Annotated in this window: 12 protein-coding genes; 10 read left to right on the top strand and 2 right to left on the bottom strand. The window is 36.5% G+C overall.

The window, feature by feature from the left end; genetic code table 11:
* Positions 1-73: 73 nt before the first annotated feature.
* From O0955_RS00530 to O0955_RS00505, 6 genes are all read left to right on the top strand, one after another.
* A complete protein-coding gene (locus O0955_RS00530) occupies positions 74-763 on the top strand; it encodes an SDR family oxidoreductase (RefSeq protein WP_269425590.1) in 690 nt (229 codons plus the stop codon).
* An 18-nt stretch (positions 764-781) separates the two neighbouring features.
* Positions 782-1459, top strand: a complete 678-nt coding sequence (locus O0955_RS00525; RefSeq protein ID WP_269425589.1) for a PspC domain-containing protein — start codon at positions 782-784, stop codon at positions 1457-1459.
* 8 nt (positions 1460-1467) lie between these two features.
* Positions 1468-2442, top strand: a complete 975-nt coding sequence (locus O0955_RS00520; protein WP_269425588.1) for a toast rack family protein — start codon at positions 1468-1470, stop codon at positions 2440-2442.
* A gap of 88 nt (positions 2443-2530) precedes the next feature.
* A complete protein-coding gene (locus O0955_RS00515; RefSeq protein WP_269425587.1) occupies positions 2531-3136 on the top strand; it encodes an RDD family protein in 606 nt (201 codons plus the stop codon).
* 51 nt (positions 3137-3187) lie between these two features.
* Complete coding sequence (ispG, locus tag O0955_RS00510) at positions 3188-5143, top strand: (E)-4-hydroxy-3-methylbut-2-enyl-diphosphate synthase (protein WP_269425586.1); 1956 nt, start codon at positions 3188-3190, stop codon at positions 5141-5143.
* A 34-nt stretch (positions 5144-5177) separates the two neighbouring features.
* Complete coding sequence (locus tag O0955_RS00505) at positions 5178-6449, top strand: mechanosensitive ion channel family protein (RefSeq protein ID WP_269425585.1); 1272 nt, start codon at positions 5178-5180, stop codon at positions 6447-6449.
* 13 nt (positions 6450-6462) lie between these two features.
* Here the strand turns inward: O0955_RS00505 and O0955_RS00500 are convergent, their stop codons facing one another.
* Together O0955_RS00500 and O0955_RS00495 are read right to left on the bottom strand one after the other, a co-directional pair.
* Entirely contained in the window at positions 6463-7005 is a 543-nt protein-coding gene (locus O0955_RS00500; protein ID WP_269425584.1) for a hypothetical protein, read from the bottom strand.
* Between the two features lie 43 nt (positions 7006-7048).
* Positions 7049-7882, bottom strand: a complete 834-nt coding sequence (locus O0955_RS00495) for an alpha/beta hydrolase family protein (RefSeq protein ID WP_269425583.1) — start codon at positions 7880-7882, stop codon at positions 7049-7051.
* 59 nt (positions 7883-7941) lie between these two features.
* On the opposite strand from O0955_RS00495, the gene O0955_RS00490 reads away from it, so the two are divergent.
* The 4 genes from O0955_RS00490 to hemB all read left to right on the top strand — a co-directional run bounded on the left by O0955_RS00490 (position 7942) and on the right by hemB (position 12928).
* Positions 7942-8313: a YtxH domain-containing protein gene (locus O0955_RS00490; protein WP_269425582.1), complete on the top strand. Its 372-nt coding sequence runs from the start codon at positions 7942-7944 to the stop codon at positions 8311-8313.
* Between the two features lie 398 nt (positions 8314-8711).
* Positions 8712-9938, top strand: coding sequence for a glutamyl-tRNA reductase (hemA, locus tag O0955_RS00485; protein ID WP_269425581.1), 1227 nt, complete (start codon positions 8712-8714; stop codon positions 9936-9938).
* Positions 9939-10234: 296 nt separating this feature from the next.
* Positions 10235-11815: a hydroxymethylbilane synthase gene (gene hemC / locus O0955_RS00480; RefSeq protein ID WP_269425580.1), complete on the top strand. Its 1581-nt coding sequence runs from the start codon at positions 10235-10237 to the stop codon at positions 11813-11815.
* Between the two features lie 144 nt (positions 11816-11959).
* Positions 11960-12928: a porphobilinogen synthase gene (gene hemB, locus O0955_RS00475; protein WP_269425579.1), complete on the top strand. Its 969-nt coding sequence runs from the start codon at positions 11960-11962 to the stop codon at positions 12926-12928.
* Positions 12929-12961 lie beyond the last annotated feature (33 nt).

The raw sequence follows: 12961 nt of genomic DNA, 5'->3' as shown, positions 1-12961 counted from the left end.
GTTAATTGTAAAAATATTCGTGGTTTTAAATATAAATATGGTTTTTTGCTTACAAAAATTAAACCATAAAAATATGAAAGCGGTAATAACAGGTGCAACAAAAGGAATAGGCAGGGCAATTGCAACTAAGTTGGCTCAAAATGGGTATGATTTAGTGTTAGTGGCCAGAAGTTTAACAGATTTGGAGCAATTTAAAAATGAGCTAATTCCTTATGGACAAACTATTTTAACTTTTGTGGTAGACTGTTCTGATAAAAAGCAGGTTTATCAGTTTTTGGATGCTGCTGCGCAAAATTTTGGTTTTGCAGAAGTTTTGGTCAATAATGTTGGTGCTTTTTTACCGGGTAGTATGTTAGATGAAGAGGATGAAACCTTTGAAAAACAGCAGCAACTTAATGTAAATGCAGGGTACTATGTCAGTAAATATTTTGGAAAATTGATGCGTTCTGAGCGTCAGGGGCATATTTTTAACATCTGCTCGGTAGCCAGTCGTGCTCCAGTAAAAAATGGAGGAAGTTATAGTGTAACAAAAGCAGCGATGCTTAGTCTTAATCATGTATTGCGGCAAGAATTAGCTCCATACAACGTAAAAGTGACTGCCTTTTTACCGGGCTCTACTAAAACGTCATCCTGGGAAGGAACAACAATCCCCGATGAAAAATTTGTACAGCCGGAAGATATTGCAGAAACTTTATTCACCATTTTAAAATTAAGTAAAGGTGTAAACGTTGATGAAGTACTGATTACCCCGCTTGATTTTTAAACACAAAGGAATTGCATTATGGAAAAGAAGCTTTTTAGAAACGAACACGATAAGATGATTGCCGGTGTAGCTTCGGGCCTTGCAGATTATATGCAGGTAGAGGTTACCATAATTAGATTATTATTTGCTTTATCGGCTATATTTATGGCTGGCGGTGGCTTATTGGCCTATATTATTATGTGGATCATTTTACCGGTTAATAATGATCCGGCGGCCAGGTTCTCAAAATTTAATGATTATTTCAATAAAAATAATCCGAATACGCCGCCTTATGGAACTGCAGATCCGTTTGCGACACCTTATAATGCAGGAAACACTAACTGGAATCAGCCGGTTAATGAAGGTGCACAAAAAACACCTTTTGAAACGCAACCAAATTTCAATCAGTTTAGTAAACCGAATGATACCGGACGCACTATAGGCGGTTTATTTCTATTGGTGATCGGAAGTTTTTTCTTAATGCGTGAATTTGACCTGATTCCTGATTTTTTTAGATTCAGAAACCTTTGGCCACTAATTTTTATTGCACTGGGCATCAGTATTATTGCTAAATCAAAAAGAAAAAACGACTGGAAAGACTGGCAAAACCAACAGGCTGCAGCTGAACCAAAAGCAACAACCGTTGCTGAAGATGCTATAGTTGTAACCGAAACCCCTAAAGATGAAACTAATTCATCATCCGCTAACCCTCAATAATATACGTTATGAAACTAGATAGATTAATTTGGGGTATTTTACTGCTTTTTATAGGCGGAGTACTTCTACTGGAAAACTTTGGCGTAATCAATTTCTATTGGCGCAATGTTTGGCATTTTTGGCCTGTATTTTTAATTATTGCAGGTGTTAACATTTTGTTTAACCGTAATAATTCACAAATGGGGCACATTATATCCATTGCCGTGCTTGTGGTAACCTTATCATTCCTTTTTTATAAAGGACAACAGCCGCCTGAGCGTAATTCGTGGTGGGGAAATAAAATGAAAGACAATGTTGACATCACAATCGATGATGATGACGACAATGATAACGATGACCGGGATACTGCTTTTAATCAGCTTAAATTATCTGAACCACTTGTGGCTGCAGATACCGCTAAAAAAACAGTTTTGAATATTTCCGGCGGTGGCATTTCTTTTAACCTTGACGGAGAAACTTCTGAGCTGATCCATGCTGACGTAAAGAAAAAACATGGCGATTTCTCTTTAACTAAACAAGTTACAGATACCGCTACGCTTTTAACCTTCAAAATGCAGGATAAAAAGAACAAATGGAATTTTGGTGACGGAGGCAATGATGTTGATTTTAAATTGAACAAAGCGCCAAACTGGGATATTATTATGAAATTAGGTGCGGGTGAGGCAGATTTCGATTTTGCACCTTATAAAGTTCGGACCTTTCGATTTGAAGGTGGTGCCGCTGCACTTGATATAAAAATGGGCGATTTATTACCAATTGCTGATGTAATTGTTAAATCGGGTGTTGCAGACATTAAAATTAAGGTACCTACCAATTCGGGTTGCAGAATTAAAACCAAAACAGGTTTATCTGCTAAAGATTTCGATGGTTTTGATAAAATTAGCGATGGTGTGTATGAAACATCAAACTATAAATCATCAACCAAAAAAATCTTTATTAATTTAGACGGTGGATTAAGTAATTTTGAAGTTCAAAGATACTAGATTTGAAAGGTTAGGGATTGAATTAAGATAACCCGGATTAATTTCAGATTTTGATCTTACTAATCCTTAACCTTAAAACCGTTCCTGAATGGAAGAATATATAATCGTTGTAAATGGCAAACCTCAGGGTCCTTATACTTTAAACGAGTTAAAAGACTTAGATATAAAGCCGGGCACTTTTATACGCAAGCCGGGAATGGACGACTATAAAGAAGCTCACGCAATGCCAGAATTGCGTGAGCTTTTAGGTTTTTCTTACCAAAAAACTGCACCTCAATATTTTGCCGCCTTTGATCAGCGCTTGCTGGCCTCTGTAATCGATCATTTTCTGATTTTTATTCTTTACAGCTTAATTATTTTAACCAGTTACATTTTTATTGAAGGTAAAGACGAACGCATTATGGCTTTTGTTGTACCGCTTCCTGCTGTTTTTTTATTCAAATTAATTTATGGAAGTTTTGCCGAAGCTTCAAAGAAACAGGCAACCATAGGCAAAAGCCTGCTAAGTATAAAGGTAACCAATATGGAAGGCAGCCGTATTTCAACTGGTATTTCATTCGTCAGGAATTTCTCTAAAATTCTGTCTGTAATTCCTGTATTTTTTGGTTATTTATACAGTTTCCTGAACAAAAAAAATCAATGCTGGCATGATATTGCTGCAAATACTTTAGTTGTAAAAGACAGGTTGATATAATTACAACATTCCAACATTAAAACTTTCTAACAATCCTTATCTTTGCATCGCATGGAGAATTTATCAGTAAAGCATGAGTTAGGTGGAGGATATTGCAACAGTTTAACGCAGTATTCCAGGTTTTTAACACGCGAAGTAAATATTGGAGATATTGCCCTTGGAGGCCATAACCCAATTCGTATCCAATCTATGACCACTACTGATACCATGAACACTTTGGCAACGGTAGAGCAAATCATTAGAATGGTAGAATCGGGTTGCGAATATGTCCGGATTACGGCACCAAGCATTAAAGAAGCCGAAAATCTTGCCAATATCAAAAAAGAATTACGTCTTCGCGGATATAATGTTCCTTTAATTGCTGATATACACTTTACCCCAAATGCGGCTGAAATGGCGGCAAGGATTGTAGAGAAAGTAAGGGTTAATCCGGGTAATTACGCTGATAAAAAGAAATTTGAAAATTTAGAATACACACAAGATGCTTACAATGCGGAACTAGAAAGAATTAATAAAAAATTTATTCCGCTGGTTAAAATTTGTAAGGAATACGGTACTGCTATGCGCATCGGTACTAACCATGGTTCACTTTCTGATCGGATTATGAGTCATTATGGAGATACACCCCGTGGAATGGTTGAATCGGCAATGGAGTTTATCCGTATGTGCGAAGATCAGCATTATTATAACCTGGTGATCTCCATGAAAGCCAGTAATACACAAGTAATGGTTCAGGCTTATCGCCTCTTGGTTGAAACTATGGTGAAAGAAGGAATGAACTATCCATTACATCTGGGTGTTACAGAGGCTGGTGATGGAGAAGACGGGCGCATAAAGTCTGCAGTTGGCATTGGAACTTTGCTGGAGGATGGTTTAGGCGATACCATTAGGGTTTCTTTAACTGAAGATCCGGAATTTGAAGCGCCAGTGGCTAAAGCATTAGCAGATCGTTACTCTTTGCGAGGTCATGAGGCTACCAAAATCTCCATGCCTGATGTTCCATTTAAAACTTATAATCCTTACGAGTATAATCGCAGGGTTACTGATCCGGTTCAGCACATTGGCGGGCATCATCATCCTGTGGTAATGGTTGATGTTTCAAATGAAAACCTCAAAGATCCATTCTTTTTAAATACTGTTGGGTATAATTACAGTGCAGGTTTAGATAAATATAATCTTGCAGATCAGGCATGCGATTTAGTTTATCTTGGAGACCATTTACCTTCATTCTCTTTTCCCGGAAACCTGAAACAAGTTTATAACTACAATACCTGGTTAAGTTTAAAAGATAAAAACAACTGTCATCCTTTATTTTCATTAAAGGAGTTTGGTGAAGCTGAGATAAAAGATGAATTGCTAAACTTCGTTGAGGTGGATGCAGATGCATTTCAATATGCCGATATTCCGGCATTTCACTCCAATACCGTACTAATTTTAAAAACAGCTGCGGTACATGGCATGGCACAGCAAAGGGCGTTTTTCGTATCGTTGCAGGAAAAAAATATACAAATTCCGGTGATGATTAAACGAACCTATGCCCATCTGGATGCAGACAATTTAATGTTATACGCCGCTACGGATTTAGGTGCTTTGTTTACCGATGGTTTTGGAGATGGGATTTGGATTGATGCAGCCGGACAGAACCTGGCTTTAATTAATGCAACCAGTTTTGGTATTTTACAGGCAACACGTACGCGGATCAGCAAAACTGAATATATTTCTTGCCCCAGTTGCGGGCGTACCCTTTTTGATTTGCAGGAAACTACCCAGTTAATCCGTTCAAGAACCGATCACTTAAAAGGAATTAAAATCGGTATTATGGGTTGTATTGTAAATGGCCCGGGCGAAATGGCCGATGCTGATTATGGTTATGTAGGCACCGGGCCTGATAAAATTACCCTTTACCGGGGTAAAGAAGTAGTTAAGAAAAATGTAACCACTGCTTATGCACTGGACGAATTGATTGATATTATTAAAGATGATGGCAACTGGGTAGAAAAGGCTTAAATTCTGCTTATATTATTTTTTCAGGTAATTAACGATGATCATAGATTTCCAAACGCTTTTTACACAGCTCAGAACTTTGCTTACCGAAAATGGCTTTGCGGGCTCTGGGTTAAAGTATGCTTATTTATCCATCGGACTTCTTTGCTTAGTTCTGTTTTTATTCGTTACGCTATTTATTACCAGACAAATATTTATTGGTGTCATTAATAAAATAATCATTAAACGAAAACCCCAATGGCAGTCAGCCTTACTGGAGTTTCGTGTTTTTAGGGCTTTTGCGCTCATTTTTGTTGCTTATATTTTATACAGCGTTATCCCTTATCTTTTCATTGATTTTAAAAAGGCACATTTCTATGCTTTAATCTTTGCGAAAATTTATGTGGTTTTGGCGGTCATGTTTGCTGTAAATGCATTTCTTAATGCATTGGTTTCTATTATGGAAAGCACCAGGAAATATGCCGATAAACCCATTAGGAGTTATAAGCAAGTTGCAAAAATAGTTTTCTATATTGTTGGTTTTGTACTGATTTTATCCATCATATTAAATGAATCTCCACTGTATATTTTTGGAGGTTTTGGTGCGGTTACAGCGGTTTTTATTCTGGTTTTCAGAGATCCCATTTTAGGTTTTGTGGCCTCGGTACAAATGAGTGCAATTGATTTGGTTAGGGTAGGAGACTGGATTACTGTAGAAAAGTATGGTGCTGATGGCGAGGTTACAGAGATTAATTTAACCACAATTAAAGTTCGTAACTGGGATAAAACAGTAACCATTGTGCCGAGTTATGCGATTGTAAGTGAATCGTTTAAAAACTGGCGTGCAATGGAAGAGAGTGAAGGACGCAGAATAAAAAGACACATCAATATCAAAATTTCAAGTATTAAATTTTGTGATGATGAGCTTATTCAACGATTACAGAGTATTGATTTTCTTAAAGATTATTTAAAAGAAACCCAGCAGGAAATAGAACGTTACAACGCCGAGCATACGGTTAACCCTGGTAATTTGGTTAATGGCCGGCACATGACTAATATTGGTACTTTCAGGGTATATGCAGAAAAATACCTCGAGAGCAATCCCTACATTAATACCAATTTAACTTTTATGGTTCGCCAGCTTCAGGCAACAGAAAATGGTTTGCCTGTTGAGATTTATGTATTTTCAAAAGAAAAAGGGCTTAAGAAATTTGAAGAAGTTGCTGCCGATATATTTGACCATTTGCTGGCTGCGGTGCCATACTTTGATCTGGAAATTTTCCAAAACCCAAGCGGAAGCGATATGCGGCAGTTAATTCAGAGAAGCTAATTGTAAATAAGATTTATTTCAGATAAAAATTCACATCAAAATGAAATAATAATAGTGCGTAGGGAGCAAGGCATAAAAATATTAATAGATTTCTTCTTGTGTACTCCTCTTTAATATTTTTGGAAAAAAAATAAAATGATATAAGTCCAATCATTAGTAAAGATGTCATAAATAGTCCCCATTGGCTTCTAATAAAACCAGCTTGATATGAAATCAAATTATTGTTTCTTTTTAAATCGAGTTTTTGTATTGAGCCAGTCAGGGCTGATGAATGGATAACAATTGAGTCTTTATCTTCTATTTCATTGTAAAGGCTACCCGGAACAACATATTTTTTCTCTTTCGTTTTAACAACGAAAGTTTTATCCTGGCTTTTCCCAAATTTGGAATAGCTACTATAATTTTCTAAATCCATTATAAATTCTGTTCTGATTTTTAATGGGCTTAAGTATGCATCAGAAACAATAAAAAGGCAGATTATTAAAGAAAGACAGATAATAAATGTTTGAAAATTAGTTTTAAAATACTTTAGAGACGTGATTTCTTCTATTAACATTTAATTAAAGATATGGGCCAAATTTAGATAATTAAATATCAATTCATATCCTGCCTCCACTTAAAAATACCAAACATTTCTCGCAAACTTTAAATAATTGTGGAGGCAAATCCCCGCTTTCATAAGGATGCGAGGCTCCATAAACATGATTGGCATTTTCAATTTTAACCAATCGGCTGTTTGGGTTGGCATTGGCCAAACTTTGGGCAACCTCAAAGGAAACATTAATATCGTCGCTGCCATGCACAATTAACCACGGAATATTGATTCTTTTAGCTGCATTAACGATGTTCATTGTTTCAGCATGTGCATCAAAATCTTCCAGTAATGTTTTATTAAGCGGCATTTGTTCTTTGGTTCGGGCATTGGTTACATAAATTTGACCTGTTTCCAGCCATTCTGCTTCCTGTTCCTTTTTCCAAAGACTACTAAAATCCGCGATAGAACTCCAGGTAATCAGTTTGTTGATCCTTAGATCATTAGCAGCTTCGATAATGCTCAGTCCACCACCGCGACTATGTCCGATTAAATTAATTTCTGTATGATCCCCGTAAATTTTCTGAATAAAATCCAGTACAGCGTTTACATCAAATAACTCTTTTGAAATGGTGTTTTCTGCGAAAGCTTTTAAGTCGGTAACATCCTTTGGATTGTCTGCCGGAACACCACCATGCGATAAATTAAACTTGATGTAGCAAAAGCCATTATTTGCAAAATAACGGGCAACCAGGTTATGGGCACCCCAATCTTTAAAACCTTTAAAACCATGAATAAATATGATAACAGGTTTTTTAGAGCCATTATCTTCCTGGGTAATGTCGCCGGTAATTAATTTGCCATTGGCACCGGCAAGACTAAAATTATTTTGTTTAATCATTTATTGTAAACCAATTTTATTGGTATAAAGTTTGTTATATTTCGTTTAAATTTAAAGAAATGTCGACAGAGAACCAAAACCCAAACCAAGAATCAGAAAAAGGATTTTTTGATAATCTTAAAGGAAAATTAAACGAATTTAAAGACAAAGCAGAAGATGCCTGGGAAGATGCAAAAGATAAAGCAGAGGATGCCTGGGATGTTGCAAAAGACAAGGCTGAAGATGCCTGGGATGATGCAAAAGTGAAAGCTGCTGAACTTAAAGATAAAGCTGAAGATAAATGGGATGATTTAACTTCAGAAAAGGATGAGGAGGTAGCGAAAGCTGAAGCTAAAGTTGATGCTTTGAAATCTGATGCAGCAAATAAAGCTGAAGAAATTGGAGATAAAATAGAAGCTAAAACTGACGAGTGGAAAAAAAATAATCCATAATTATTCCCCGGTTAAAAAAACGAAGGCAGAAATCACACGATTTCTGCCTTTTTTATTGAAATCCTTTCGATAAAATCCCAGTTAGTTGATAAAAATAAAGAAGCATTCGGCCAATTAATTTTAATTATGCTGACCAAATCAATTTAAAATTGATGCACCGGCAACCATTCTTCAATAATTTCGTAATATACATTAAGTGATATAAAATGATTTAACCTTGCTGTAATATAAAATCAGGCACATATTTAAAACGATTATTTAGAGGCAGAAGAACGATTGTCAGCATTTTGCATCTATTTAAAACCGTTCTAAATTGATGTAAATTACAGGTTAATGACAGTGACATGCCTCTACCTTGTTACTTTTGTATCCCGATAATAGTTAATAACGGAAACCCATTGGAATATTTAAAAGTAATAGCTTTTACGCATCACCATTTAGACCTGCAATCTTTAGGTAAGTTAGTAATTTGCGATCAGAGCCTGGAAAGCAGGCTGCAAAATATTCGTACACAACTTCCGGTGAGTGAAATTTTTTACGTTGGTACCTGTAACCGTGTAGAATTTATCTTTTTAACCAAAGAGAAAACCGATAAAGAATTTGTAACCAAATTTTTGAGGATTTTAGACATGGGTTTGCCTGAAGAATTTTTAGAACGCTTTATTGATAATGTTTCTGTTTACGAAAACGAAGAAGCGTTTAATCACCTTTTAAGAACATCGTGCTCTTTAGAGAGTTTGGTTGTTGGCGAAAAAGAAATTCTGGCACAAATCCGTAAAGCTTACGAAAATTGTCGTGATGCAGGTTTTACAGGCGATTATATGAGAATGATTATGGATCGTGTAGTTAAGACGGCTAAAGAAGTTTATACCCACACCAATATTTCTAAAAACCCGGTTTCGGTTGTTTCATTAGCTTACCGTAAACTTAAAGAATTAAATATGTGTGGAAATTCACGCATTTTAATTATAGGTGCCGGCGAAACCAATCAAAATATTGCAAAATATCTTAATAAACACAAATACTCCAACTTCTCTATTTTTAACCGTACGCTGTCAAAAGCAAAAACCTTAGCCGCAGAGTTAAACGGAAGAGCTTTTGATTTAAATGCGCTTGAAAATTTTAATGAAGGTTTTGATGTTATTATTACCTGTACAGGTTCAACTGAAGTTATTATTACCGAAAAACTTTATAGTAAGTTGCTTAATGGCGACAAATCGAAAAAGGTAATTGTAGATTTAGCAATTCCTAATGATGTTGATCCCACCGTTGTTCATAATAATCCTATTCATTATATCGAGGTAGAATCTTTAAAAGAAGTTGCCCGTAAAAATATTCAGGAACGTTACAAAGAACTGGTTCATGCAGAAGAAATTATCAGCACTAATATTGCAGAGTTTTTCTATGTATTAAAACAACGCCGTATTGAGCTGGCAATGCAGGAAGTGCCAAAAAAGATTAAGGAAATTAAAAATACAGCTATGAATGGTGTATTTGCTGATGAAATTAATCAACTGGATGATGCCTCCCGTGAAGTTTTAGAACGTGTGATGAACTACATGGAGAAAAAATGCATCAGTGTTCCGATGATTATGGCTAAAGAAATTCTGGTTAATCAATCTTAACTTTTCTTTCCTCTTTAAAAAGTTATTTCTTTTCAGATTTTTTATCCTGAAAGCAGGCTCATATTGCACTGTTTATTTACTCCTTCTCTTGCTGAGGCCCGAAACGTTACAACAATTTGTAATCCAGAATGCCATAAAGGTTATTGATCCAAAACAAAAAAAGAGTAATTTAGAACGATGAGTGTCATAGAAATCCATTAAATCATTTAACTCTGTAACCTCACTGTCTCATTTTTAAACATTTTATAAGATAAAGAGGTATTTACCTTAAATTTGCAAATCATTTAAACGTTATAGTGAAGAAATTAATCATCGGAACACGCGGTAGCGACCTGGCCTTATGGCAAGCCAATCACATTAAAGATGAACTGGCGGCAAATGGAATCGAAGCTGAACTAAAAATTATTAAAACACAGGGCGATAAAATTCTAAACCTTCGGTTGGATAAACTGGAAGGAAAAGGCTTTTTTACTAAAGAGCTTGAAGAAGAATTGTTAATCGGTACCATTGATTTAGCGGTACACTCACTAAAAGATTTACCTACAAATCATCCCGCAGGTTTAACTATTGCGGCAATCCCGGTCAGGGAAGAAGCTACAGAGTACCTTTTAATTTTAAAAGATTGTGTTGATTTCTCTCAAAAACTTTCTCTAAAAAAAGGTGCTATGGTTGGTACTTCATCCAACCGCCGTAAAGCACAGTTATTGGGTTTACGTTCTGATTTAGAAGTTGAAGATTTACGCGGAAACGTACCCACCAGAATCCAGAAGCTTAGAGACGAAGATTATGACGCTATTATGCTTGCCAAAGCAGGCGTAAAACGTTTAGGATTAGATTTAAGTGATTTACATGTAGAAGAACTTGATACTACTGAATTTATTCCGGCGCCTGCTCAGGGTGCTTTGGGTATTCAGATCAGAGATAACGATCCTGAACTTTTTGCGGTTATTCAAAAATTAAATCACCCGGATACAGCCGAAGAAGTAGGGGTAGAACGTAAAGTTTTAAACCTTTTTGAAGGAGGCTGCCATATGCCTTTAGGTTGTTACTGTAAAAAGGAAAACGGACAATTTGAAGTTTGGACAGCAAAAGCTGAAACAGCAGAAGATTTTCCGGAGCGTTTATTTCTACGCTCAGAAACGACAGAAGGCCTTGCCGAAAAAGTAGTGGCTAAATTTAATGCAGAAAGAAAGAAACCTGCAAAGGTTTTTATTTCCCGCGAAATTGGTGAGCATAGTTATTTCCGCAAAGCACTGGAAAACAATAATATAGAAATAGAAGGGCGTTCTTTAATCCGTACTTTTCCAATTGTTACGGTTTTAGATCAGTTTATTTTAAAAAACATCGACTGGATTTTCTTTAGCAGTCGAAATGGAGTGGAGTATTTTTTTAGCCTTAAACCTTTATTGCCAAAGAAAACACAATTTGGCGTAGTTGGACGTGGCTCGGAAGATGCTTTGCGCAAGTATGGGCATGCAGCCAGCTTTGTGGGCACAAGCGGAGATATTACCGAAGTTGCCGAAGATTTTGCACAATTAGTTGCAGGAAAAATTGTTATGTTCCCAAGAGCTCAGGATTCTTTACAATCGATACAAAAATCGTTACCTGCTGATACAAAGGTGATTGATTTGCCAATCTACGAAACGGTGATAGAAGAAAATATAGACCAGAGTTTTGCCGATGTTTTAATCTTCACAAGTCCATCAAATGTAGATGCTTATTTTGTTGATAATTTATTGGAACCCGGGCAACAGGTGATTGCAATTGGCAATTCTACCGGTAAAAAGTTTGACGAAATGGGTGTGAAATATACTTTGCCCTACTCTCCGGATGAAATTGGGTTGGCAGAAGCCGTTTTTGGAATTGACATTAAGTAGATTCTTAAAACCTAATATGACAGGAGTTATTTAAAAGGTTAATCCGCTTTTCAGATAAATAAGAAAATGGTTCTTTACCCGGAGCCATTACGACAGCAAAACAAAATGGTTAGAGTTAACGCTCGAAACTAAATAAAATAAAATATGTTACATCGTCCGCGTAGATTAAGGAAAAACCCGTTGGTAAGAGAGATGATGGCCGAAACCCGGTTATCAAAAGATATGTTTGTATACCCTTATTTTGTGGTGCCGGGCACAAATGTTACGCATGCGATTGATTCAATGCCGGGTGTAAACCACTTTTCTATAGATACTTTGGTTAAAGATATAGAAGGCGGGTTAAAAAAAGGCTTAAACAAAGTGATGCTTTTTGGTGTTGGCGATGAGAAATCTGCAGATGCGAAGTCTGCTTATCATGATCATTCTTTAGTTCCGACCGCAGTTCGCGAGTTAAAAAAGCAGTTTGGTGATGATTTATACGTAATTACAGATGTTTGTGTTTGTTCTTACACCACGCATGGGCACTGTGGTATTTTAGAAAATGATTACGTACAAAATGATAAAACGGTAGAAGTAATTGCCAAAATGGCCTTGACACATGCACAGGCAGGTGCTGATATGTTTGCGCCATCGGATATGATGGATGGGCGTATTGCAGCCATGCGTAATTTGCTTGATGAAAATGGTTTTGTAAATGCAGCCATTATGAGTCATGCTACAAAATTTGCATCCGCGTATTATGGACCGTTTAGAGAAGCGGCAGATTGTGCGCCAAGTAAAGGTGATAGAAAGGCCTACCAAATGGATTTCAGAAACCCGGGCGAAGCTTTACGCGAAGCTTTATTAGACGAACAGGAAGGTGCTGACGTTTTAATGGTAAAACCGGGATTGGCTTATCTGGATATTATTCACAAATTGAAACAAGATACAAACTTGCCAATTGCGGTATATAATGTTTCTGGTGAGTATGCCATGGTTAAAGCCGCTGCTGAAAGAGGCTGGATAGACGAACAAAAAATAGTAATGGAAACCATGCATGCTTTTGCCCGCGCCGGAGCCAATATAATTACCACTTACCACATTAAAGATATTTTAAATAACGATTGGATATAATTTAAGCGGAAAGCTCAGAGCAGAAAGATCGAA

Origin of the sequence: Pedobacter punctiformis (assembly GCF_027213715.1) — a bacterium.
Taxonomy (GTDB): Bacteria; Bacteroidota; Bacteroidia; order Sphingobacteriales; family Sphingobacteriaceae; genus Pedobacter; species Pedobacter punctiformis.
Note: the sequence above shows the minus strand (reverse complement) of the source record. Positions and strands in the feature narration are given on the sequence as shown.